The organism is Nocardioides sp. (assembly GCF_035503875.1).
Classification (GTDB): domain Bacteria; phylum Actinomycetota; class Actinomycetes; order Propionibacteriales; family Nocardioidaceae; genus Nocardioides.
Genome location: NZ_DATJTA010000066.1, coordinates 68,350 through 90,170, shown reverse-complemented (window position 1 = coordinate 90,170; position 21,821 = coordinate 68,350). Strand labels below are relative to the sequence as shown.

The 21,821-nt window shown below is 71.6% G+C and carries 25 protein-coding genes and 1 pseudogene; 7 read left to right on the top strand and 19 right to left on the bottom strand.

What is annotated here, in order from left to right; translation table 11 throughout:
• Positions 1 to 851 (bottom strand): annotated as a pseudogene (locus VMF51_RS15855) (glycine hydroxymethyltransferase); the annotation flags it as partial.
• A gap of 294 nt (positions 852 to 1,145) precedes the next feature.
• On the opposite strand from VMF51_RS15855, the gene VMF51_RS15850 reads away from it, so the two are divergent.
• The 4 genes from VMF51_RS15850 to VMF51_RS15835 all read left to right on the top strand — a co-directional run bounded on the left by VMF51_RS15850 (position 1,146) and on the right by VMF51_RS15835 (position 4,624).
• A complete protein-coding gene (locus VMF51_RS15850) occupies positions 1,146 to 2,867 on the top strand; it encodes a nitrite/sulfite reductase (RefSeq protein ID WP_325475422.1) in 1,722 nt (573 codons plus the stop codon).
• Entirely contained in the window at positions 2,864 to 3,061 is a 198-nt protein-coding gene (locus VMF51_RS15845; protein WP_325475421.1) for a hypothetical protein, read from the top strand. The genes VMF51_RS15850 and VMF51_RS15845 overlap by 4 nt, the downstream gene beginning before the upstream one ends.
• Positions 3,058 to 3,807, top strand: coding sequence for a phosphoadenylyl-sulfate reductase (locus VMF51_RS15840; protein WP_325475420.1), 750 nt, complete (start codon positions 3,058 to 3,060; stop codon positions 3,805 to 3,807). The genes VMF51_RS15845 and VMF51_RS15840 overlap by 4 nt, the downstream gene beginning before the upstream one ends.
• Before the next feature lie 73 nt (positions 3,808 to 3,880).
• Entirely contained in the window at positions 3,881 to 4,624 is a 744-nt protein-coding gene (locus VMF51_RS15835; RefSeq protein WP_325475419.1) for a sirohydrochlorin chelatase, read from the top strand.
• Between the two features lie 63 nt (positions 4,625 to 4,687).
• Here the strand turns inward: VMF51_RS15835 and VMF51_RS15830 are convergent, their stop codons facing one another.
• Entirely contained in the window at positions 4,688 to 5,068 is a 381-nt protein-coding gene (locus VMF51_RS15830) for a DUF3037 domain-containing protein (RefSeq protein WP_325475418.1), read from the bottom strand.
• Entirely contained in the window at positions 5,065 to 5,841 is a 777-nt protein-coding gene (locus VMF51_RS15825; RefSeq protein ID WP_325475417.1) for a HipA family kinase, read from the bottom strand. Before VMF51_RS15825 ends, VMF51_RS15830 begins: the two co-directional genes overlap by 4 nt.
• Positions 5,842 to 5,954: 113 nt before the next feature.
• Between VMF51_RS15825 and VMF51_RS15820 the strand changes: the two genes are divergently transcribed.
• The gene (locus VMF51_RS15820; protein WP_325475416.1) at positions 5,955 to 6,635 is read left to right on the top strand and encodes a hypothetical protein; all 681 of its coding nucleotides are present in this window, start codon (positions 5,955 to 5,957) and stop codon (positions 6,633 to 6,635) included.
• 32 nt (positions 6,636 to 6,667) lie between these two features.
• Here the strand turns inward: VMF51_RS15820 and VMF51_RS15815 are convergent, their stop codons facing one another.
• The 6 genes from VMF51_RS15815 to VMF51_RS15790 form a co-directional block, all read right to left on the bottom strand.
• Positions 6,668 to 7,510, bottom strand: coding sequence for a PPK2 family polyphosphate kinase (locus VMF51_RS15815; protein ID WP_325475415.1), 843 nt, complete (start codon positions 7,508 to 7,510; stop codon positions 6,668 to 6,670).
• Positions 7,510 to 8,004, bottom strand: coding sequence for a phosphoribosyltransferase (locus VMF51_RS15810; protein WP_325475414.1), 495 nt, complete (start codon positions 8,002 to 8,004; stop codon positions 7,510 to 7,512). The genes VMF51_RS15815 and VMF51_RS15810 overlap by 1 nt, the downstream gene beginning before the upstream one ends.
• Before the next feature lie 26 nt (positions 8,005 to 8,030).
• The gene (locus tag VMF51_RS15805; RefSeq protein ID WP_325475413.1) at positions 8,031 to 8,702 is read right to left on the bottom strand and encodes a regulatory protein RecX; all 672 of its coding nucleotides are present in this window, start codon (positions 8,700 to 8,702) and stop codon (positions 8,031 to 8,033) included.
• 198 nt (positions 8,703 to 8,900) lie between these two features.
• Positions 8,901 to 9,944, bottom strand: coding sequence for a recombinase RecA (recA, locus tag VMF51_RS15800; protein WP_325475412.1), 1,044 nt, complete (start codon positions 9,942 to 9,944; stop codon positions 8,901 to 8,903).
• A 191-nt stretch (positions 9,945 to 10,135) separates the two neighbouring features.
• On the bottom strand, positions 10,136 to 10,330 hold the full coding sequence (locus tag VMF51_RS15795; RefSeq protein WP_325475411.1) for a DUF3046 domain-containing protein: 195 nt from the start codon (positions 10,328 to 10,330) through the stop codon (positions 10,136 to 10,138).
• Positions 10,331 to 10,366: 36 nt separating this feature from the next.
• On the bottom strand, positions 10,367 to 10,906 hold the full coding sequence (locus VMF51_RS15790; protein WP_325475410.1) for a DinB family protein: 540 nt from the start codon (positions 10,904 to 10,906) through the stop codon (positions 10,367 to 10,369).
• 69 nt (positions 10,907 to 10,975) lie between these two features.
• Between VMF51_RS15790 and VMF51_RS15785 the strand changes: the two genes are divergently transcribed.
• Both VMF51_RS15785 and VMF51_RS15780 read left to right on the top strand, forming a co-directional pair.
• A complete protein-coding gene (locus VMF51_RS15785) occupies positions 10,976 to 11,470 on the top strand; it encodes a GNAT family N-acetyltransferase (protein WP_325475409.1) in 495 nt (164 codons plus the stop codon).
• A 79-nt stretch (positions 11,471 to 11,549) separates the two neighbouring features.
• On the top strand, positions 11,550 to 11,759 hold the full coding sequence (locus VMF51_RS15780; RefSeq protein WP_325475408.1) for a hypothetical protein: 210 nt from the start codon (positions 11,550 to 11,552) through the stop codon (positions 11,757 to 11,759).
• A 3-nt stretch (positions 11,760 to 11,762) separates the two neighbouring features.
• Here the strand turns inward: VMF51_RS15780 and VMF51_RS15775 are convergent, their stop codons facing one another.
• From VMF51_RS15775 to VMF51_RS15730, 10 genes are all read right to left on the bottom strand, one after another.
• Positions 11,763 to 12,548 (bottom strand): ABC transporter permease, encoded by a 786-nt coding sequence (locus VMF51_RS15775; protein WP_325475407.1) that lies wholly within the window; start codon positions 12,546 to 12,548, stop codon positions 11,763 to 11,765.
• Positions 12,545 to 13,336, bottom strand: coding sequence for an ABC transporter permease (locus VMF51_RS15770; protein ID WP_325475406.1), 792 nt, complete (start codon positions 13,334 to 13,336; stop codon positions 12,545 to 12,547). The genes VMF51_RS15775 and VMF51_RS15770 overlap by 4 nt, the downstream gene beginning before the upstream one ends.
• Before the next feature lie 12 nt (positions 13,337 to 13,348).
• Positions 13,349 to 14,287, bottom strand: a complete 939-nt coding sequence (locus VMF51_RS15765) for an ABC transporter ATP-binding protein (protein WP_325475425.1) — start codon at positions 14,285 to 14,287, stop codon at positions 13,349 to 13,351.
• Between the two features lie 67 nt (positions 14,288 to 14,354).
• Positions 14,355 to 15,350, bottom strand: a complete 996-nt coding sequence (locus tag VMF51_RS15760) for an LLM class flavin-dependent oxidoreductase (RefSeq protein ID WP_325475405.1) — start codon at positions 15,348 to 15,350, stop codon at positions 14,355 to 14,357.
• A gap of 67 nt (positions 15,351 to 15,417) precedes the next feature.
• Entirely contained in the window at positions 15,418 to 15,786 is a 369-nt protein-coding gene (gene mnhG, locus VMF51_RS15755; protein WP_325475404.1) for a monovalent cation/H(+) antiporter subunit G, read from the bottom strand.
• Positions 15,783 to 16,085 carry a monovalent cation/H+ antiporter complex subunit F gene (locus VMF51_RS15750; RefSeq protein WP_325475403.1) on the bottom strand — a complete coding sequence of 101 codons (303 nt, stop codon included), beginning with the start codon at positions 16,083 to 16,085 and terminating at the stop codon, positions 15,783 to 15,785. Before VMF51_RS15750 ends, mnhG begins: the two co-directional genes overlap by 4 nt.
• A complete protein-coding gene (locus VMF51_RS15745) occupies positions 16,082 to 16,648 on the bottom strand; it encodes a Na+/H+ antiporter subunit E (protein ID WP_325475402.1) in 567 nt (188 codons plus the stop codon). Before VMF51_RS15745 ends, VMF51_RS15750 begins: the two co-directional genes overlap by 4 nt.
• Positions 16,645 to 18,345, bottom strand: coding sequence for a Na+/H+ antiporter subunit D (locus VMF51_RS15740; RefSeq protein WP_325475401.1), 1,701 nt, complete (start codon positions 18,343 to 18,345; stop codon positions 16,645 to 16,647). Before VMF51_RS15740 ends, VMF51_RS15745 begins: the two co-directional genes overlap by 4 nt.
• Complete coding sequence (locus tag VMF51_RS15735; protein WP_325475400.1) at positions 18,342 to 18,857, bottom strand: Na(+)/H(+) antiporter subunit C; 516 nt, start codon at positions 18,855 to 18,857, stop codon at positions 18,342 to 18,344. Before VMF51_RS15735 ends, VMF51_RS15740 begins: the two co-directional genes overlap by 4 nt.
• Positions 18,854 to 21,742, bottom strand: coding sequence for a Na+/H+ antiporter subunit A (locus tag VMF51_RS15730; RefSeq protein ID WP_325475399.1), 2,889 nt, complete (start codon positions 21,740 to 21,742; stop codon positions 18,854 to 18,856). Before VMF51_RS15730 ends, VMF51_RS15735 begins: the two co-directional genes overlap by 4 nt.
• Positions 21,743 to 21,821 lie beyond the last annotated feature (79 nt).

Below are 21,821 nucleotides of genomic sequence, written 5' to 3'. Positions count from 1 at the left end.
ATGCCACCGCGCGGCCCGCGTAGCGACTTGTGCGTGGTGGTTGTCACGACGTGAGCGTGTGGCACCGGGTCGAAGTCACCGGTGAAGACCTTGCCGGCCACGAGCCCGGCGAAGTGGGCCATGTCGACCATCAGGGTCGCGCCCACCTCGTCGGCGATCTCGCGCATCGTGGCGAAGTTCACCCGCCGGGGGTACGCCGAGTAGCCCGCAACGAGGACGAGCGGCTTGAACTCCTGCGCCTTGGCGCGCACGGCGTCGTAGTCGAGCAGCCCGGTCTCCGGGTCCGTGCCGTACTGCTGCTGGTGGAACATCTTGCCGCTGATGTTGGGGCGGAAGCCGTGGGTCAGGTGGCCGCCCGCGTCGAGCGACATGCCGAGCAGGCGCTGGTTGCCCAGTTCGTTGCGCAGCTTCTCCCAGTCGGCCTCGGAGAGGTCGTTCATGTTCTTGACGCCCGCGTCCTGCAGCCACGGAACCTCGACCCGGTGGGCCAGGATCGACCAGTACGCCGTGAGGTTGGCGTCGATGCCGGAGTGCGGCTGGACGTAGGCGTACTCGGCGCCGAACAGCTCCCGGGCGTGCTCGGCCGCGAGCGACTCCACGGTGTCGACGTTCTGGCAGCCCGCGTAGAAGCGGTGGCCCACGGTGCCCTCGGCGTACTTGTCGCTGAACCAGGTGCCCATCGTCAGCAGCACGGCGGGCGAGGCGTAGTTCTCGCTGGCGATCAGCTTCAGCGAGCCGCGCTGGTCCGCGAGCTCCTGGCGGGTCGCGGCGGCGATCCGGGGCTCCACCGAGGCGATGACCTCGAGTGCTTGGGAGTAGGCGCTGCTGGTGAGGGCGTCGAGGTCACTCATGGCCCTCAGCCTACGGCTCCGCGGCCCCGGGCAGACACTCGGGCGATGCGGCCTGTCTCACATCGTGGCCATCGATCCCACATCATGAGATCGGCGTTTGTGGCGAGGGGGTCCGGTGGCTGAGACTCCTTGACATGATCTCCGCTGCCACCCATGTCTTCCTCGTGGTACGTCGCCACGTGGACCTGGGCCGCACGCGCAGCTCCATGTGTTGGCCTCGCTGAGCCCGGCCCTTCTCCAGCAGCCCTCGCGCAGTCTCCGCGCGCACTCCTCAGCGTAAGGACGCACTCCCTCATGCCCGACCTCCGGTTCAAGTCCCAGCCCCCCGCGCACACCGAGATCCCGCGCACCAAGAAGGGCGAGGGTCAGTGGGCGCTCGGGTACACCGAGCCGCTGAACAAGAACGAGCAGTCCAAGAAGGACGACGACCCGCTGAACGTGCAGGCGCGCATCCTGCACATCTACTCCAAGCGCGGCTTCGACTCGATCGACCCGGCCGACCTGCGCGGCCGGTTCCGCTGGATGGGCCTCTACACCCAGCGCGCCCCGGGCTTCGACGGCGGCAAGACCGCGCTGCTCGAGGAGGAGGAGCTCGACGACCGCTACTTCATGATGCGGGTCCGCTCCGACGGCAAGCTGCTGAACGCCGCCACCGTGCGTGCGCTCGGCACCATCGGCCGCGACTACGCCCGGGACACCGCCGACGTCACCGACCGCGAGAACATCCAGTACCACTGGATCCGCATCGAGGACGTCCCCGCGATCTGGGAGACCCTCGAGAGCGCCGGGCTGAGCACGCTCGAGGCCTGCGGCGACTCGCCGCGGCCCTTCCTCGGCTCGCCGGTCGCCGGCGTCGCGAAGGACGAGATCATCGACGGCAGCTCCGCGCTCGACGAGATCTACCGCCGCTACATCGGCAACCCCGAGTTCTCGAACTTCCCGCGCAAGTTCAAGACCGCGCTGACCGGGCACCCGGGCCACGACGTCTCCCCCGAGACCAACGACGTCTCCTTCGTCGGCACCGTCCACCCCGAGCACGGCCCCGGCTTCGACCTGTGGGTCGGCGGCGGCCTGTCCACCAACCCGATGCTCGCCAAGAAGCTCGGCGTCTGGATCCCGCTCGACGAGGTGGCCGACGCCTGGTCCGGCGTCGCCGGCATCTTCCGCGACTACGGCTACCGCCGGCTGCGCTCGCGGGCCCGGCTGAAGTTCCTGGTCCAGGACTGGGGCGTCGAGAAGTTCCGCGAGGTGCTGGAGAAGGAGTACCTCGGCCGCGAGCTGGTCTCCTGCGAGTCCCCCGCCTCCCCCGTCGGTCACCGCGACCACATCGGCGTGCACGAGCAGAAGGACGGCAGGTTCTACGTCGGCGTCGCGCCGACCGCCGGCCGCGTCTCCGGCACGCTGCTGATCCAGCTCGCCGACCTGATCGAGGAGTACGGCGTCGCCGGCGCCCGGCTCACGCCGTACCAGAAGATCGTGCTGATCGGCGTCGAGGGCGACCGCGTCGAGGAGCTGGTCGCCCGCCTCGACGAGATCGGTCTCTCGGCCCGCCCGTCGAACTGGCGCCGCAACACGATGGCCTGCACCGGCATCGAGTTCTGCAAGCTCGCCATCGTCGACACCAAGGAGCGCGCCCGCGACCTGGTGGCCGAGCTCGAGCGCCGCTTCCCCGACCTCGACGTGCCGATCACGGTCAACGTCAACGGCTGCCCCAACGCCTGCGCCCGCACCCAGGTCGCCGACATCGGCCTGAAGGGCCAGCTCGTGATGAGCGACGGCCAGCAGGTCGAGGGCTTCCAGGTGCACCTCGGCGGCGCCACCGGCCTGCAGGCCAACTTCGGCCGCAAGCTGCGCGCCCACAAGGTCACCAGCGCCGGCCTCGACGACTACGTCACCAACGTCGTCACGGCGTTCCTGGCCGACCGCACCGAGGGCGAGACCTTCGTCGACTGGGTCCAGCGCGCCGACGAGGAGCTGCTGCGCGGCGAACGCGCCCTGGAGAGCGTGCCCTCATGAGCGAGCGCGCCGTCCCCTTCCACTGCCCGTTCTGCGGGGAGGAGGACCTGCGCCCGCACGAAGTCGTCTCCGAGTCCGGCGAGGTCACGTCCCCCCACGGCGCCTGGGAATGCCGAGGCTGCCTGCGGGCCTTCTCCCTGCGGATGCTCGGACTGGTCCGACCGTCCTCCGCACGAGAGGAAGCCACGTCATGACCGCCGTGACCACCACGACCGCCGCCCGCAACGCCCGCGGGGTGCAGACCGAGGGCCGCTCCCCCGAGGAGCTGCGCGAGCTGGTGTCCCACTGGGGCGCCGAGCTCGAGCTCGCCCCCGCCGAGGTGATCGTCGAGTGGGCCGCCGCCACCTTCGGCGAGCGGTTCTGCGTGACCTCCTCGATGGGCGACGCCGCCCTCGCACACCTGGTCTCGAAGGTCGTCCCCGACGTCGACGTCGTCTTCCTCGACACCGGCTACCACTTCATCGAGACCATCGGCACCCGCGACGCGGTCCAGGCCACGATGAACGTCAACCTGCTCTCGATCACGCCCGTGCAGAGCGTGGCCGAGCAGGACGCGGCGTACGGCAAGGACCTCTACAAGACCGACCCCGACCTGTGCTGCAAGCTGCGCAAGGTGCAGCCGCTGGCCGGCACGCTCGACAAGTACGACGCCTGGGCGACCGGGCTGCGGCGCGCCGAGACCCACAACCGGGTGATCGCTCCGGTCATCGGCTGGGACGCCAAGAAGGGCAAGGTCAAGGTCTCGCCGCTGGCGCGCTGGTCCGACGAGCAGATGGAGCGCTACATCGCCGAGAACGGCGTGCTGGTCAACCCGCTCGTGTACGACGGCTACCCCTCCATCGGCTGCGCGCCCTGCACCCGCCGGGTCGCGCCGGGAGAGGACCCGCGCTCGGGCCGCTGGGCCGGTACCAACAAGACCGAGTGCGGGATCCACTCGTGACCGCCTCGCCGAACCCCATCCACACGGACAACGTGGTCCGTCGTACCCCTGCACCCCCGAGGAGGCCGCGCTGATGGCTGCTCCTGCCCTGGTGGCCCTGGCTCACGGTTCCCGTGACCCGCGTTCCGCCCGCACCATCACCACCCTGGTCGACGAGGTCCGCGGCATGCGGCCCGACCTGCGCGTCGAGCAGGCGTTCCTGGAGCTGTCGAAGCCGTCGTTCCAGACGGTCGTCGACCGGCTCGTCAAGGCGGGCCACGACGAGATCGTCGTCGTCCCGCTGCTGCTCACGGAGGCCTACCACGCCAAGGTCGACGTCCCGTCGGCCGTGGCCGAGGCCGCCGCGCGCCACGAGGGGCTGCGGATCCGCGCCACCTCGATCCTCGGTCTCGAGGCGTGCTTCCTGGAGGTCCTCGACGTCCGGATGCGCGAGGCGCTGAGCGCGGCCCGGGTCCGCGAGCTCGACGCCCTGGTGCTGGCCGCGGCCGGCTCCAGCGACGCGCTCGCCAACCAGGCCGTCGCCCGGCTCGCTCGCGTCTGGGGAGCGCACCACAAGCTCCCGGTCACGGCTGCGTTCGCATCCAGCTCGCCGCCCGCCACCGGCGAGGCCGTGCGCGCCTTCCGGGCCGAGGGCCGCCGCCACATCGCGGTCGCCTCGCTGTTCCTGGCCCCTGGGTTCCTCCCCGACCGGGCCGCCGAGCTCGCCCTGGAGGCGGGCGCTATCGCTGTCTCCGCCCCGCTCGGCGCCCACCCCGAGGTCGCCCGGACCATCCTGGCCCGGTACGCCGTCGGCGCCGTCGAGCTCGTCCCCGTCTGACCGCCGACCCGGCGTGAGTTTGTCGCCGACCCGGCGCGAACTCGCGCCGGGTCGGCGATGGGGTCAGTTGACGAGGCGCTCGCGGAGGCGGGTCAGCTCGGCAGCCGGGTCGTCGGTGACGCCACCGTGCACGGGGCCAGGCTGCAGGACCGTGCTCTTCGGTGCTTTGAGGAAGCCGAAGCGCTGGCCGATCGGGTGGCCGGCCGCTGCTCCCCCGCGCCGGTCGCCGGAGCAGACACCCTCGACGAACCCCAGCCCATCGCAGACCTGGTCGAGGTCGAGCCGCGGGGCGAAGGCCGCGAGGCGGTCGCGGTCGACGTCCCAGGAGACGTCGAGGTAGTCGGTCGCCTGGCAGTAGAGCACCACGCCGACGTTGAGGAACTCCTCGCGGTCGACGCGCGGGACGCAGCGCAGGACGACGTACTGGTAGGACAGCGAGGTCATCGGACCACCTCGGGCAGCCACTGCCGGGTCGCGAGCCGCGCCGTCAGGAAGGCGACGTACGCCGCCCGTACGGCGTCGGGCGTCTCCGCACCCGGGACCGGCTCCAGCCAGGCGTCCGGCACCAGCGACAGCACCTCGGGGAGGTCGTCGGCGGACAGCAGCTCGCGCACGGCATCGTCCGCCGCGGGCAACGCGTCGGCGTACCGCTCCAGGACGTGGTCGGTCAGGTCCCAGGGCTGGGCCGCGAACCTCTCGGCCGCTCCCTCCTTGGTCAGCGAGCCTCCGGGCCACGCGTGGTGGAAGTACAGGGAGGCGCCGTGGTCGATGACCCACAGGTCGCCGTGCCAGACCAGCAGGTTGGGGTTGCGCCAGGACCGGTCGACGTTGGCGCAGAACGCGTCCAGCCACAGCACCCGCGCGGCGACGTCCGCGCCCGTGGGCACCTCGCCGTCGTACCCGAACGAGCCGGGGAGGAAGTCGACCCCGAGGTTGAGCCCGATGCTCGCCCGCAGCAGGTCCTGGACCTCCTCGTCGGCCTCGTAGCGGGCGATCTCCGCGCCCAGGTCGAGCGCGACGAGCCGCGGCGTACGCAGCCCGATACGGCGGGCCAGCTCGGCGACGATCGTCTCGGCGACCAGCACCCGCACCCCCTGCCCGGCTCCGCGGAACTTGCACACGTAGGTGCCGAGATCGGCCGCCTCGACGATGCCGGGAAGGCTGCCGCCCTCCCGGAGCGGGGTGACGTAGCGGGTCACCGGAACGGTCGGAATCACCGGGCAACCCTATCTGTGTCACAGGTCCGTTTAGGACCGCTCTTGCGGAGGTAAAGAACGTCCAGCGGCTCGGGCCGCCACTCCCTCCCGCACTCGAAGAATGGACTCCCGCCTTGCGCGCACGCCGCCTCCTGGCCGCCGTCGTCACGACCGGCCTGATCGCTCCCACCGCGGTCGTCGTGGCCTCCTCCACGGCCCCTGCCTCCGCCGCGACCGCCACCCGGGTGGTCTCCGGTTACTCCAACCAGCCCGCCGTGTACGCGAGCCGCAAGCCCGCCACCACCGGTGACAACGTCTACGCCGCCGGCTACGCCCTGGACGGCGCCGGCCGCCGGGTCACCGAGGGCACCGTCTACCTCCAGCGTCAGCTCGCCGGCGAGGCGACGTGGAGCAACATCGCCGTCGGCACGACCAGCTCGGTCATCGCGACCAGCAAGGCCGTTCGCAACGCGAACTACCGCGTCTACTACACCGGCAGCGCCAACTTCACCCCGTCGTGGACCCCGACGATCAAGATCAACGTCGGCCGCAAGGTCAAGACGAAGAGCATCCGCGGCAAGCAGGCCGGCCTGAAGGGCAACGTCAAGCCCGCCGCCAAGGTGAAGATCATCGTCCAGAAGAAGGTCGGCAAGAAGTACAAGAAGTTCAAGACGCTGCGCACCAACCGCAAGGGCAGCTTCAAGATCATCCTGCCGGCGCCGCGCTCGGGCCGCTCCTACTGGAAGATCACCTTCGCCGGCAGCAAGGGCTACAGCAAGACCGTGTGGAAGGGCTACACCTACAAGTCGTTCTGATCGGCTTCGCACCAGACTGACCACGCAACGGGTCAGGCGATCGGCTCCTCGCCGGTCAGCCTGGCCCGTTCGTGCGTCACGTCGAAGTCGGCGGCTGGCCACTGCGGGTCCAGGCCGCGCAGCGTCTCCAGGAGCAACTGCGCGATCGCCAGGTCGCGGTACCACTTCCGGTCGGCGGGTACGACGTGCCACGGCGCCGCGTCGGTGCCGGTGCGCTCGAGGGCGATCTCGTACGCCTCCCGGTACGCCGCCCAGTGGACGCGCTCGTCGATGTCGCCGGGGTTGAACTTCCAGTGCTTCGTCGGGTCGTCGAGCCGGGCCAGCAGCCGCTCCTTCTGCTCGGCGGCGGAGATGTGCAGCATCACCTTCACGATGGACGTTCCGGACTCGACCAGGCGGCGCTCGAAGTCGACGATCGCGGCGTACCGGCGCTCGATCTCCTCGGCGCTCGCCAGGCCCCGGACCCGAGCGATCAGCACGTCCTCGTAGTGCGAGCGGTCGAACACGCCGAGGTAGCCCGGCGCCGGGAGCGCTCGCTCGATGCGCCACAGGAAGTCCTGCGCACGCTCCTCCTCTGTCGGTGCCTTGAACGAGGTGATCCGGACGCCCTGCGGGTCCACGAGCCCGACGGTGCGCTTGAGCGTGCCGCCCTTGCCCGAGGTGTCCATGCCCTGGAGCACCAGCAGCAGACGCCGCGGCGACCCCGCCTGTCCCTCGGCCCACAGCCGCTCCTGCAGGTCGGCCAGCTCCTCACCCAGCGCGGCCAGGGCTTCGCGACCCGCCGCCTTGTCGCCCTCGAAGCCCGGCGTCGCGTCGCTCGGGATCGCGCGCAGGTCCACCGGACCGGCCGGGACGCGCAGCAGCTCGGCGACCATCAGTGCGCCCTTCCGCCCCGGCGGTCGACCAGCGGCGGTTCGGAGGACCACGGGAAGTTGATCCACAGGTCGGTACGTCGCCAGACGTAGTCGGCGCGCACGACCGTGTGCGGCTTCTCGTAGATGACCGCGGTGCGGGCCTCGGCGACGTGGTCGGCGCAGAACTCCTGGACGATCTCCAGGGTCCGCCCCGAGTCGGCGACGTCGTCGGCGATCAGCACCCTCAGTCCCGACAGGTCGACGGCCTGCGGGGTCGGCGGCAGCATGATGGGGACGTCGAGTCGCTCGTCGACGCCGGTGTAGAACTCGACGTTCACCGCGGACAGGTTCTTCACGTCCAGGGCGTAGCCCAGTCCCATGCCCAGGCCGAGGCCGCCGCGGGCGATGGAGAGCACCAGGTCGGGCTCGTAGCCGGAGTCGACCACCTGCTGGGCCAGGTCTCGGACGGCGGTGCCGAACAGGTCGTAGGTCAGGATCTCGCGCTCGTCGGCCACGAGGGCATTCTTTCCTCCCGACCGGGTCAGTCGTCCAGTGACGACCGTCCCGCCACGGCCAACTCGTCGCGAACCACCGCGAAGGCCAGCCCCGATCCGTAGCCCTTGCGGGCCAGCATGCCGACCAGCCGGCGCGTGGCGACCGTGTCGTCGACCCGGGTGAGGGTGCGCAGCTTCTTGCGGACCAGGGCGCGGGCCGCCTGCTCCTCGTCGTCGGGGTCGATCTCGTCGAGCGCCTCGCGCGCGACCTCATCGTCGATGCCCTTGCGGCGCAGCTCCTGGGCCAGCGCCCGCTTGGCCAGCGCCCGGCCGCCCCCGGCGCCCCGGCTGGCGACCCAGGACCGGGCGAACGCGCCGTCGTCGACCAGCCCGACCTCCTCGAACCGGTCGAGGAGGCGGGTGGCGATGTCGGTGGGGACGTTCTTCTCGGCGAGCTTGTCGCTCAGCTGCTGGCGGCTGCGGGCCTGCCCGGTCAGCTGGTCGAGCAGGATCTTGCGGGCCACCGACTCCGGGTCCGCCTCGGGCACCTCGGTGCGGCGGTCGGGCGGCGGCGCCGCCTGACGGCGTCCGGACCGCCGCGCCGTCCGGGGCCTCTCGGGCACCACCGGGGCCGGCCCGGACGCACGTCGCGTCCAGGCGTCGACCCCGGCCGAGACGTCACCGGCCCAGGAGGGCGCGGGGCGGTCGTCGTCGATCATGGTCGGCACCTCCGGGTTCCTGGGTCTCGATACGCTCGCTGGCGCTCGCTACTCGACCAACGTGCGCTCTCGGTGGTCGAGTGCCGTCGCGAGGGACGAGCGACGGTGTATCGAGACCCCCGCGACGGCGTCTCCTGTCGGGTCACCGGGTTTCGAGGCTCAGGCCTGGCGGCCTTCACACCTCAACCAGCGGGTGGCTCAGAAGTCGTCGACGCCGACGGGGTCGGCCACCTCGGCGGGGGCGTCGGCCTGGGGGCCGACCCCGAGCTTCTCGAGGATCCGCTTCTCCAGCTCGTTGGCCAGGTCGGGGTTGTCCCGGAGGAACTTGCGGGAGTTCTCCTTGCCCTGGCCGAGCTGGTCGCCCTCGTAGGTGTACCAGGCGCCGGCCTTGCGGACGATGCCCGCCTCGACGCCGACGTCGATTAGACCGCCCTCGCGGCTGATGCCCTTGCCGTACATGATGTCGAACTCGGCCTGCTTGAACGGCGGGGCGACCTTGTTCTTGACGACCTTGACCCGGGTCCGGTTGCCGACCATGTCGGTGCCGTCCTTGAGAGTCTCGATGCGACGCACGTCGAGGCGGACCGAGGAGTAGAACTTCAGCGCGCGACCACCGGTGGTGGTCTCGGGCGAGCCGAACATCACGCCGATCTTCTCGCGCAGCTGGTTGATGAAGATCGCGGTGGTCTTGGAGTTGTTGAGCGCACCGGTCATCTTGCGCAGCGCCTGGCTCATCAGGCGGGCCTGGAGACCGACGTGGCTGTCCCCCATCTCGCCCTCGATCTCGGCGCGGGGCACCAGGGCCGCCACGGAGTCGATGACGATCAGGTCGAGCGCGCCCGAGCGGATCAGCATGTCAGCGATCTCCAGCGCCTGCTCACCGGAGTCGGGCTGGGAGACCAGCAGCGCGTCGGTGTCGACGCCGAGCGCCTTGGCGTACTCCGGGTCGAGCGCGTGCTCGGCGTCGATGAAGGCGACGATGCCGCCGGCCGCCTGGGCGTTGGCCACCGCGTGCAGGGCGACGGTCGTCTTGCCGGAGGACTCCGGGCCGTAGACCTCGACCACCCGGCCGCGCGGCAGGCCGCCCAGGCCCAGCGCGACGTCGAGCGCGATCGATCCGGTGGGGATGACCTCCAGGGGGGCGCGCGTCTCGTCACCGAGGCGCATCACCGAGCCCTTGCCGAACTGCTTCTCGATGTTCAGCAGGGCGGCGTCGAGGGCCTTGTCGCGATCTCCAGCCATGGCCGGACCTTCTTTCTTCGCTCGTCGGGTGTCAGGCACGTCGACGACGCTAGAGCGGACCACCGACAGCGCCTGATCAGCGCCGTCGTGCCTGTGGAGAACCCGCCCCGACGTCATGCCTGTGGACCCAACCTAGCCCGAACAGGTGTTCGATCACACCATCGACACGCGCATGTCGCGGTCCGGTGGGCTCAGCGCTCGGTCTCAGGCAGCCCGAGCGCCTGCCACACCGCGGCCCAGACCTCCTTCGGCGGTACGCCGGCGTCCAGGGCCTCCTGGGCCGTCCGGCCGTCGAGCGCACCCATCACGTGCTGGCTCGCCCAGGTCGGGGCGTACGCCGACCCGAGCGCGTCGTCCATCCGCGACCAGAACTCGGTGTGCCTCACGCCGACGAAGCGTACGACCCCACCCCAGCCGCGGGATCAGCCCTCCCCGGTCACCGCGTTCCGCACGTCGTAGGCGTGGTGGACGATGTCGTGCAGGTGGTAGCGACCGAGGCTGTCGACGGTGAACTCGCTGCCGTTGCTGCGCCGCCCGGTCCGCTCCCAGGCGTCCGCCGGCACCGCGTCGTACGCCGCCGCGACGGCCTCGGCGGCCGCGACCAGCTCGTCGGCGACGACCGCGGGGTCCTGGCGGTCGTAGCGTTCGGCGACGGCGGTCTCGTCCTGGTCCCAGTTCGCGAAGACGGGGTCGTCCTGGTCGAGCATCAGCCCGACCCGCTCGCCGAAGATCCGGTGCACGTCGCGCACGTGGCAGGCGTACTCCAGCACGGACCACACCGACGGCGCCGGGCGTACGGCGGCGCCTGGCGCGGCGAGCAGCGGCGGCCAGAGTGCGGCGTTGGTGCGCACCACCGCCCCCAGCTCGGCGCGGGTCGGCGCCTCCGCGACGAACCCGCACTCGGGACAGGGCTCGTGCAGGACCCAGGTCCAGTCCTTGGTGTCGGGCTCGATCGCGCTCATGAGGCGATCCTCGCGGGTGCCGCGCCCCCGGGCCACGGACTTCCTGCCAACCTCCGCGAAGATGGCGCCATGCTCGTGCGCTCCGCCACCTCGGCCGACCTGCCCGCGATCAAGACGATCTACGACGTCCAGGTCCGCGACGGCGTCGCGACCTTCGATCTCGAGCCCCCGCCGCTCGCCTACTGGGAGGCCCGGCTCGGGAGCACCGAGCCCGGCGACCACGTGCTCGTCGCCGACGAGGAGGGCGTGGTGCTCGGCTATGCCTACTCGTCGGCGTACCGCCCACGGCCGGCGTACCGCCACACCCGCGAGACCTCGGTGTACGTCGACCCCGCCGCGCTGGGCCGCGGCCTCGGCCGGGCGCTGTACGACGAGCTGCTGGCCCGCCTGCGCGCGGACGGCATGCGCACCGCGGTGGCGGTCGTCGCGCTGCCCAACCCCGGCAGCCGCGGCCTGCACCGGGCGTGCGGCTTCGAGCCGGTCGGCGTGCTGCGCGACGTGGGCTTCAAGCACGACCGCTGGATCGACACCGAGTGGTGGCAGCTCGCGCTCGCCGAGCGGTGAGGGCGCAATAGTCCGTTCGGGCCTCTCCGATCTGGGGAGGCGCCGCCCACCCTGGGGACCAGGGACGGAGGTGGTGGACATGGCGGACACGGCCAGGATCGGGGTCGACCGGCTGAACGGGATCGTCGACGTGGCGGCGGCGCACGCGTGCCGGGCACTGCTGGAGCTGCAGGACCACCGGCGCTCGCCGGATCCGGGGATGCGGGCGGCGTACCAGGCGGTGCACGACCTGATCGGCGACCTGGGCGGTCTCCGGCTGGCGCTCGCGGTGCTGGTCGATCCGCGCTGAGGTCTAGGTCAGCAGCAGCGTGTCGAGCCGCTTGCGCACCACGAGCAGGCCGACCAACCCCATCACCAGCAGGTAGACAACCGAGATGGCGGAGTCCCACGAGAGCGCCCCCGTGGTCAGCTCGCGGCACAGCACCACCCCGCGGTAGAGCGGCGTGCACTCCACCACCCAGCGCAACCAGCCGTCGAACGCGGTCACCGGGAAGAACGTCGCCGAGAACAGGAACAGCGGCAGCTGCACGAGGGTGACCTTGTCGAAGTCCTGCCACGAGGTCATGTACGTCGTGAGTGCCATGCACACGGCGCTGAAGGCGAAGCCGATCAGCAGGGCGGCCGGGAAGGCCAGCACCGCCCACCACGAGTCGACGAGCCCCATCGCGACCATCACCAGGAGGAACGCCAACGAGTAGCTGCCGCCGCGCAGCTGCCCCCACAGGATCTCCGAGCGCGCGATGTCGCCCGTCGTGAGCGGGGTGGCCAGCAGCTGGTCGTAGAGCTTGATGAACTTCAGCTTGAAGAAGACGTTGAAGGTCGAGTCGAGCAGCGCCCCGTTGAAGGCCGACGCGGCGAGCATCGCGGGCGCGACGAACACGGCGTACGGGACCGTGCGGCCGTTGAACTCGAAGGAGTCGATGAGCTGACCGACGCCGACGCCGATGGAGAGCAGGTAGAGGACCGGCTCCAGGAAGCCGGTCAGGAAGAGCTTCCAGGCGTCCTTGTAGACGAGGTAGTTGCGCAGCACCAGCAGACGCATCGCCTGCGTGCTCGACAGCGGGGCCGCGGTGCTCACGAGACCAGCCGCTTCCGCAGACCGGCGATCGCCCAGAACCAGCCGACGACCACCAACGTCACCAGCACGACCACGTTGACCGCGGCGGTCGACCAGTCGATATCGTCCAGGCAGAACATCCGCGACAGGCTGACGCCGTGCCACAGCGGCGTCAGCCGGGCGAGCCAGGAGCCGACCTCGCCGAGGTTGGCGACCGGGAAGAACGCCCCGGAGAACAGGAACATCGGGATCACGCCGATCCGGAACAGCAGCCCGTAGGCCTGCTCGTCCTCCAGCCGGGCGCTGAAGCCGTAGACCCAGACCCCGAACGCCATGCCGACCAGCAGCTGCCCGGCGTACGCCACGAACGGCCCCCACCAGGACTCGAACACCCCGAACGGCGCCAGCACCAGCATGTAGACGGCGCAGGTCGTCGCCACCCGGAAGAAGACGAACGACAGCGTCGCGCCGGCGAGGTGCTGGACCTGCAGCGGCGTGGCGAGCATCGAGTCGTAGACCCGCTGCCACTTGATCAGCCCCATCACCGGGTACGTCGTCTCCCCCACCGCCGTCTGCATGGCGTGGGCCGCGACCAGGCCCGGCACCACGAAGGCGAGGTACGACGTCGCGCCCTCCAGCTCACCGGTGTCGGACTCGACGAACCCGCCGAGCAGCACCCCCATCGCGACGACGTAGAACAACGGAGCGACGAAGGAGCTGAAGACGGAGGAGCGCCAGGTGCGCTTGTAGACCGTCAGCCAGTAGTCGGTCTGCCGGCGTACGCCGTCGGCGAAGGCGAGATCGGGCACCGCTCCTCCCACTCAGTCGACCAGCGTGCGGCCGGTGAGGCGCAGGAAGACGTCCTCCAGGGAGGAGCGGCGCACCAGCGTCGCGACGGGGGTGAGCGCGCGCTCGTGCACCTTCGCCACGACCTCCTCGCCGTCCTCGCTGTAGACCAGGAGCCGGTCGGGCAGCACCTCGACCCGGACGCCGAGGTCGGCGACCTTCTCGGCGAGGGTCTCGTGGGTCGCGCCCTCCTCCGCGACCCCGAACCGGAGCTCGGCGACCTCACGGGTGGAGTGCTCGCGGATCAGCTGCAGCGGCGATCCCTCCGCGACGATCACGCCCTTGTCCATCACGACCAGGCGGTCGCAGAGCTGCTCCGCCTCGTCCATGTAGTGGGTGGTGATCACCAGCGTCACGCCGGCCTGCTTGAGCCGGAACAGCCGGTCCCACAGGACGTGGCGCGCCTGCGGGTCCAGGCCGGTGGTCGGCTCGTCGAGCAGCAGCAGGTCGGGGCGGTTGACCAGGCTGCGGGCGATCGTCAGGCGCCGCTTCATGCCGCCCGAGAGGTCCTCGACCTTGGCCTTGGCCTTCTCGGTCAGCTGCACGAACTCCAGCAGCTCGTCGACCCGGTCGCTCACCTCGGCCTTCGGGATCCCGAAGTAGCGGCCGTAGATGTAGAGGTTGTCGCGGACGTTGAGCTCGATGTCGAGGGTGTCCTCCTGCGGGCACACCCCGAGCCGGCCGCGGATCGCCGGCCCGTCGGTCGCGGGGTCCATGCCGAGGATCCGCAGATCGCCGCCGCTGACCGGCGAGACCGCGGCGATCATCCGCATGGTCGAGGACTTGCCGGCACCGTTCGGGCCGAGGAAGCCGAACGCCTCCCCGCGTCGTACGTCGACGTCGATGCCCTTGACGGCCTCGAACTCCGCGCCCGGCGGACCGAAGGACTTGCGCAGGCCGCGCGCCAGGATCATGGAGTCCGGATCCACCGAGAAGTCGGGCACGACCAGCACCCTAGTGCGGCCCGCCGACACGGCGTGCTCAGGCGCGGGCGGTCGTCGGCTCCAGCGCCTCGGCGGTCAGCTCGACCGAGCGCAACCGGCCCTCGGTGGTGGGCGCCTGGTGGGCGGTGATCAGCTCGTCGGCGGCGATCCGGTCCCGGAAGCCGTGCAGGTAGTCGGCCACCTCCGGCGGCGTACCCACGGCGGCGTAGGTGAACATCTGGTCGACGTGCTGGCCGGCACCGCGCCGCAGCAGGACGTCGGCCTCGACGTCGGAGAGCTCGCGCCCGCCCGCGAAGAGCCCGATCGCGAGGGTCCGCCGCATGGCGGCGTGCTGCTCGTGGGCCTGCTCGGCGGTGTCGGCGGCGATGACGTTCACGCCCGCGATGACGTACGGCGCGTCGAGCTGGTCGGAGGGCCGGAACTCGCGGCGGTACGCCGCCACCGCGGCCTCGAGCGCCTGCGGGGCGAAGTGGCTGGCGAAGGCGTACGGCAGCCCGAGGCGGGCGGCCAGCTGAGCCCCGAACATCGACGAGCCGAGGATGTAGAGCGGGACCCGCGATCCCCGGCCCGGGATCGCCTCGACGCCCGGCACCCGCGACTCCCCCGCCAGGTAGCCCTGCAGCTCCAGGACGTCCTCGGGGAACCGGTCGGAGGAGCTCGGGTCGCGCCGCAGGGCGTACATGGTGTTCTGGTCCGAGCCCGGGGCCCGGCCGAGCCCGAGGTCGATCCGCCCGGGGTACATCGCCTCGAGCGTGCCGAACTGCTCGGCGATCGTCAGCGGGGCGTGGTTGGGCAGCATCACCCCGCCGGCGCCGAGCCGGATGGAGCTGGTGTGCGCGCCCACGTGGGAGATCAGCACGCTGGTCGCCGAGGACGCGATCCGCGGCATGTTGTGGTGCTCGGCGTACCAGACCCGCTCGTAGCCGTGCTGCTCCGCGCGTCGGGCGAGCTCGACGCTCGCGGCGATGCTGCTGGTGACGCTCTCCCCCCGGGTGATCGGGGCGAGGTCGAGCACGGACAGGGGGATCTGCATGGGAAGCCTTCCGGTCGGGGTTCCCCTGGACAACGCCCGGCGGCCCCGCTCCCTTCCCGGCCACGGTCTACGGCGCCCCGCGGGGCTCCTCCCAGTCGTCGGCCCGGTCCCCGAGTTCGTCGACCACCAGCAGGTCGTGGCGGACCTGGCCGGCCCGGAACGCGGCCCGGCCGACCATGTGGCTGGCGACGACGCTGGTCGCCATCTGCAGTACCACCACCAGAGCCAGGATCCCCAGCACCGACGGCTCGCGCAGCTTCAGCGCGACCCCGGTGAGCACGAACATCAGGCCGATCACCTGGGGCTTGGTCGCGGCGTGCATGCGGCTGAGAAGGTCGGGGAGCCGGAGCACGCCGATCGCCGCGACCAGCGCGAAGCCCGCGCCGGCGAGCAGGCAGGCGGCGGCCAGGACGTCGGCGAGCGTGGTCCAGCTCATCGCTCCCCCTGCCGCTGGTCGTCGTCGTCCTCGGCCGCGACGTCGTCGCTGCCGCTGGCGTAGCGGGCGATGCTGACGGCGCCCACGAAGCCCACCATGCTCAGCCCCAGCAGGAGGGGCAGCACGGTGGTCGAGCCGGTGTGGCCGGCGTACAGACCGACGGCGCAGATGGTGACCGCCATCAGCACGTCCAGCGCCACGCTGCGGTCCAGGATGGTGGGGCCGACGGTCATCCGCACCAGGAGCACAGCTGCCGCCAGACCCAGCATGGCGGCGACCACGATGACGACGATGCTCATGCGGGCCTCCCGGCGACGTGCTCCTCGCGCGGGACGAACGCCGCGAGGAAGCGCTGCTCGACCGCGAGGGCCTCGGCCCGGAACTCCTCCGCCCGCTCGCGGTCAGGGGTGTCGAGGACGTGCAAATACAGCGTGTGGGTCGAGCGACGTACCTCCACGACCACCGACCCGGGCACCAGCGACAGCATCGCGGCGACGCCGGTGAGGACGAAGTCGGAGGAGCTCTCGAGGTCGACCGCCACCACCGCGTTGCGCACCGGACGGCGGCGCAGCACCACGAGGGAGACCTGGACGCTGGCCCGCACGATGTCGACCATGAACCCGGCCGTGAGCACGACGAGCGGCCAGGCCCGGACCTGGGAGAACAGCACGACGGGCGGGAGCGGGAAGACCAGGCAGACCAGGACCGCCACGACGACCCCGGAGGCGACCACCAGGACGCTGAGGTCGCCCCACAGCGCCGTCCACACCAGGACGAGCCACGCGACGGGGACCGGCTGCACGGCCCGGTGCCGGGACGGGCGGGTCGTGCCGTCGCGGCGGGTACGGGTCTGCGGGCTCATGGGCGCTCCTCGGGGGGACCGTCCGGCAGCACGACCCCGATGTACGTCGTCGGGTCGAGCAGGTCCTCGGCCGCGCGGTCGGAGTAGGCGAACAGCGGGCCGGCGACCGCCGTGAGGGCGACGCTCAGCACGACCAGCGACGCCGCCGGGACCACCATGCTCGCCGGGAGCCGGCGGTTGTCGTCGCCCGCCTGGATCAGCTGGTGGAGGTCGCGGTCGGGCTGCTCGTCGTCGCCGAGCCGGCGGGCGTCCGCGACGTCCTGCGCCGAGACCACCCCGGTGGCGGTGTGCAGGTGGCCGCGGTGCCGGATCGGCAGGTCGCCGCCCTCCGGGGACGGGTCGTCCTCGCGCCCGAGGGCGGCGAGCGCGTCGTGGGCCTCCTCCGGCGTACGCCAGAAGGCGACCGCCCAGGTCTTGGCGACGGCGTACAGGGTGAGCAGGCTCGTCAGCACGCCGCCCACGACCAGCACCCAGGCCAGGGCGCTGCCGTTCTGCTGGGCGGCCTGCAGCAGGCCGACCTTGCCGATGAAGCCGGAGAACGGCGGGATCCCGGCGAGGTTCATCGCCGGGACGAAGAAGAGCACGGCCAGCATCGGGGCGATCCGGGCCAGGCCGCCCATCCGCAGCAGCGAGGTGCTCCCGGCCCGGCGCTCGACCAGCCCGACGATGAGGAACAGCGCCGTCTGCACGGTGATGTGGTGGACGATGTAGAAGATCGTGCCGGAGACGCCCGCGCGGTTGGCGAGCGCGATCCCGAGCACGAGGTAGCCGATGTGGCTGACCAGGGTGAAGGACAGCATCCGCTTGATGTCGGACTGCGCGATCGCGCCCAGGATCCCGATGACCATCGTGAGCAGGGCCGCCCACAGCAGCAGGTCGGTCAGCGGGCTGTCGGGGAAGAGCAGCGTCTGCATCCGCAGGATCGCGTAGACGCCGACCTTGGTCAGCAGGCCCGCGAACACCGCCGTCACCGGCGCCGGAGCGGTCGGGTAGCTGTCGGGCAGCCAGAACGACAGCGGGAAGACGGCCGCCTTGATCGCGAAGGTGGTCAGCAGCAGCAGCTGCAGCATCAGCGCGACGTGGTCGGGCAGGTCGGCTATCCGCTCGGCGAGGTGCGCCAGGGTGAGCGTGCCCGTGGCGGCGTACACGACCGCGATGGAGATCAGGAACAGCGTCGAGGACAGCAGGTTGACCAGCACGTAGATGGTGCCGGCGCGGATCCGGGTGGCGGTGCCGCCCAGGGTGAGCAGCACGTAGCTGGAGAAGAGCAGCATCTCGAAGCTGACGAACAGGTTGAACAGGTCGCCGGCCAGGAACGCGTTGGCGACGCCGGCCACCAGCACCAGGAAGGTCGGGTGGTAGATCGAGAGCGGCGCGCCCTCCTCGTCCTCGGTCATGCCCTGGCCGATGGAGTAGCCGAGGACGGCGAGCGTGACCAGGGCGCTGACCAGCAGCATCAGAGCGGCCAGCCGGTCCGCCACGAGGACGATGCCGAGGGTCTCCGGCCAGCCGCCGACCCACTGCGTCTGCGGGCCGGACGTGTCGGCCTGCACCATGAGGACGGCGGCGACGGCGACGATGCCGACGAGCACGACGATGCTGACCCAGCGCTGGATGCGCGGGTAGCGGCCGAGGACCAGGGAGATGCCGGCCCCCAGCAGGGGCAGCACGACCGGGAGCGGGACGAGGGCGTTCACGGGCGCTCCTCGGGATCGGTGTGCTCGACCGGCTTCGCCGGCTCGTCGGGCTCGCGCGGAGGGCCGAGATCCTCCGCGGTCGGCTCCTCGCGCGGGTCGTCGGGTCCGGGCGAGTCGGTGACGGCGCCGTACGCCTCGGAGGTCACGTCGGCCGTCGCCAACCGGCGGATCCGGGCGTCCTCGACGTCGTCCTGGACGTCGTCGTGGGAGTTCAGCTGCCAGCTGCGGTAGGCCATCGCCAGCACGAACGACACGGTCGCCAGGGTGATTACGATCGCGGTCAGCACCATCGCCTGCGGCAACGGGTCGGCCATCGGTTCGCCCTCCGTCTCCCCCACGATCGGGGGTGCGCCGGCCGGGCCGCCGGCGACCAGGAACGCGATGCTGACGCCGTTGCCCATCATCACCAGCCCGACGAGCACCCGCGACAGGCTGCGCTCGAGCAGCAGGTAGACCCCGCAGCCGAGCAGGGCCGCGGAGACCAGGACCAGGGTGAGGTTCACGTCGGTCATGCGGACACCTCCGAGTCCGCCGCGTCGGCGGCACGCCGCTCGCGCAGCACCTGACGGTCGATGTGCGAGCCGAGGGCGCGGAGCAGGTCGAGGACGAGGCCGACCACGACGAGGTAGACGCCGATGTCGAAGAGCACCGAACTGACCAGGTGCAGGTCGCCGACCAGCGGGACGTGCACGTCGACGACGGCGCTCTGCAGGACCGAGCCCCCGAAGGCGAGCGGCGCCACGGCCGCCACCGCCGCCACGGCGAGCCCGGTGCCGATCAGCCGGCCCGCGTCGACCGGCGCCGCCTCGTCGAGCTCGTAGCGCCCGCCGGCCAGGTAGCGGATCACGAGGGCCAGGCCGGCGACCATCCCGCCGGCGAACCCGCCGCCCGGGTCGTTGTGACCGGCGATCAGCAGGTAGACCGAGAAGATCATCACCGTGTGGAAGATCATCCGGGTGATCACCTCGAAGACGATCGAGCGCTTCTCCGGGGGCAGGGTGCGGGGCGCGGGCAGCCAGGCCCGGCGGCCGGGGCCGGTCGACTGCTTGCGCACCCCGGCGGGGAACGGGATCTGGTTGACCCGGCGGATGTCCGCGCCGCGGGCGTCGATGAAGATCAGGCTGGCGACGCCGGTCGCCGCCGCGACCAGCACGGAGATCTCGCCCAGGGTGTCCCAGGCCCGGACGTCGACCAGGATGACGTTGACGATGTTGTAGCCGCCGCCGTACTCCACGGCCTCGGCGGGGAGCGCGGTCGAGACCGGCTCCGCGGTGCGCGAGGACGCGCCGACCAGCATGAAGCCCGCGGCCGCCACGGCGACTCCGAGACCGAGGCCCATCCGCCAGTACCGCTGCCGGTTGAGCGGGCGGTCGGTGAAGTACTCCGGCATCCGCCGCAGGGCCAGCACGAACACGACGACGGTCAGCGTCTCGACCAGCACCTGGGTGAGCGCCAGGTCGGGGGCGCCGTGCAGCACGAAGATCAGCGCGGTGCCGTAGCCGGTGGCCCCGGCGAGCAGGACCGCACGCAGCCGTCGACGGGACCGGACCGCCATCACGGCGGCCGCCACGATGATCACGCCGACGAGGGCCTGTGCCGGGACGTCCCAGGCGCGGACCGAGACCCGGTCCCAGGCTCCGATCAGCGTCGAGCCCGGCAGCAGGACGACGACCAGCAGGATGATCCCGAGGTACGCCGCCGCGGAGCCCCGCTGGACGACGGCCGTGACCTCCACGGCGGTCCGGTCCAGCATGCGCACGCCGCTGCGGTAGGCGTTCTCCAGCGAGAGGTCGTTCGACAGGCTCGCCTGGAGCCGCTCGACCGGCGCGCGCGCCACGAAGAGCAGCCCGCCCACGAGCACGGCCGCGACCGTGGCCGCCAGCGGCAGGCCCACCCCGTGCCACAGCTCCAGGGCGGGCTCGTGGGCACCCGGCGGCACGACGTCGGCGTACGCCGCGACCGCGCTGGTCACCGCGCCACCGAGGAAGCCCGTCGCCAGGGAACCGGCCGCCAGCACGACGGGCCCGATCGCAAACCCCGGTCGGACCGGGCGTACGACGAGCTCCTCCTCGACCGCGCGGTCGGCGAAGGCGCCCCAGACGAATCGCGCGGAGTAGGCGACGGTGAGCGCCGAGCCGAGCACCACCCCGGCGAACAGCAGCCAGCCCGGGACGCCCTGGAGGCCGGTGCCATCGCCCGTCCGGGCCACGTCGACGAGCGCGACGAACACGCTCTCCTTGGCGAGGAACCCGAGCGTCGGCGGCAGTCCCGCCATCGAGGCGGCGGCGATCGCCGCCGCCACCGCGATCACGGGCATCCGGTGCCGCAGACCGGTCAGCCGGCGCAGGTCGCGGGTGCCGGCGCAGCGGTCGATGACGCCGACGATGAGGAACAGGGCCGCCTTGAACAGGGCGTGCGCGAGCAGGAGGCCGAGCCCGGCCACCAGCGCGCTGCGGGAGCCGAGGCCCAGCACCAGGATGAGGAAGCCGAGCTGGCTGACCGTGCCGTAGGCCAGCAGCAGCTTGAGGTCGTGCTGGCGCAGTGCCCGCAGCCCGCCGAGGAGCATCGTGACCAGGCCGAGCACCAGCAGCACCGCGTGCCAGCCCGCGACGCCGGCGAACGCCGGGGCGAGCAGCGCGACGAGGTAGACGCCGGCCTTCACCATCGAGGCGGCATGCAGGTAGGCGCTGACCGGGGTGGGCGCGGCCATCGCGGCGGGGAGCCAGAAGTGGAAGGGCACCAGCGCCGACTTGCTGATGGCACCGACGAGCAGCAGGTGCACCGCGACCACCACGGCGGTGCCGGTGGGCGGGTCGGCCAGGATCGCGCTGATCCGGTGGGTGCCGGCCTCGTGCCCGAGCATCAGGGCGCCCACCAGCATCGCCAGCCCGCCCAGCGTAGTGACGACCAGGGCCTGGATGGCGGCCTGCCGGTTCGCCCGGCGGGCGGGGTCGTGACCGATGAGCAGGAAGGAGAAGACGGTGGTCAGCTCCCAGAAGACGTAGAGCAGCAGCAGGTCGTCGGCGATGACCAGTCCCAGCATGGCTGCCACGAACGCCGTCAGGACACCGGCGAAACGCGCGACGCCGAGGCTGTCCTCGTGGAAGTACCACCCGCAGTACGCGAGCACGATCGCCCCGACGCCGAGCACCACCAGGGCCAGCAGCCACTGCAGCGGGCCGAGCCGGAACGCGAGCTCCATCCCGATGGCTCCGACCCACGGGTGCACCTCGACGAGCGCGTCGCCGTCGAGGACGGCAGGACCCTGGGCAGCGACCCAGACCGTGCCGGCGAGCGGCCCGAGGGAGATCAGTGAGAAGGCTCGGCGCCCGAACCGGAGCACCAACCAAGGCGCGACCGCCGCGAGGACGAACAGCGCGACGACCGCGAACAGCAACAGGATGGAACCTTCCAGGGTCTCGGGTGCCCGCCTTCATCCTGCCTCGTCGGCCCAAGTCGGCGCTATGGGGTCCACC

Bases quoted from the DNA above. Each gene is read 5' to 3' on its own strand.
- mnhG (WP_325475404.1), bottom strand. From the start codon at position 15,786: ATGAGCTGGACCACGCTCGCCGACGTCCTGGCCGCCGCCTGCCTGCTC.
- VMF51_RS15805 (WP_325475413.1), bottom strand. From the start codon at position 8,702: ATGATCGACGACGACCGCCCCGCGCCCTCCTGGGCCGGTGACGTCTCG.
- VMF51_RS15835 (WP_325475419.1), top strand. From the start codon at position 3,881: ATGGCTGCTCCTGCCCTGGTGGCCCTGGCTCACGGTTCCCGTGACCCG.
- VMF51_RS15850 (WP_325475422.1), top strand. From the start codon at position 1,146: ATGCCCGACCTCCGGTTCAAGTCCCAGCCCCCCGCGCACACCGAGATC.
- VMF51_RS15815 (WP_325475415.1), bottom strand. From the start codon at position 7,510: ATGGTCGCCGAGCTGCTGCGCGTCCCGGCCGGTCCGGTGGACCTGCGC.
- VMF51_RS15785 (WP_325475409.1), top strand. From the start codon at position 10,976: ATGCTCGTGCGCTCCGCCACCTCGGCCGACCTGCCCGCGATCAAGACG.
- VMF51_RS15790 (WP_325475410.1), bottom strand. From the start codon at position 10,906: ATGAGCGCGATCGAGCCCGACACCAAGGACTGGACCTGGGTCCTGCAC.
- VMF51_RS15745 (WP_325475402.1), bottom strand. From the start codon at position 16,648: ATGAGCCCGCAGACCCGTACCCGCCGCGACGGCACGACCCGCCCGTCC.
- VMF51_RS15840 (WP_325475420.1), top strand. From the start codon at position 3,058: ATGACCGCCGTGACCACCACGACCGCCGCCCGCAACGCCCGCGGGGTG.
- VMF51_RS15780 (WP_325475408.1), top strand. From the start codon at position 11,550: ATGGCGGACACGGCCAGGATCGGGGTCGACCGGCTGAACGGGATCGTC.
- VMF51_RS15735 (WP_325475400.1), bottom strand. From the start codon at position 18,857: ATGACCGACGTGAACCTCACCCTGGTCCTGGTCTCCGCGGCCCTGCTC.
- VMF51_RS15750 (WP_325475403.1), bottom strand. From the start codon at position 16,085: ATGAGCATCGTCGTCATCGTGGTCGCCGCCATGCTGGGTCTGGCGGCA.
- VMF51_RS15765 (WP_325475425.1), bottom strand. From the start codon at position 14,287: ATGATCCTGGCGCGCGGCCTGCGCAAGTCCTTCGGTCCGCCGGGCGCG.
- VMF51_RS15845 (WP_325475421.1), top strand. From the start codon at position 2,864: ATGAGCGAGCGCGCCGTCCCCTTCCACTGCCCGTTCTGCGGGGAGGAG.
- VMF51_RS15830 (WP_325475418.1), bottom strand. From the start codon at position 5,068: ATGACCTCGCTGTCCTACCAGTACGTCGTCCTGCGCTGCGTCCCGCGC.
- recA (WP_325475412.1), bottom strand. From the start codon at position 9,944: ATGGCTGGAGATCGCGACAAGGCCCTCGACGCCGCCCTGCTGAACATC.
- VMF51_RS15760 (WP_325475405.1), bottom strand. From the start codon at position 15,350: ATGCAGATCCCCCTGTCCGTGCTCGACCTCGCCCCGATCACCCGGGGG.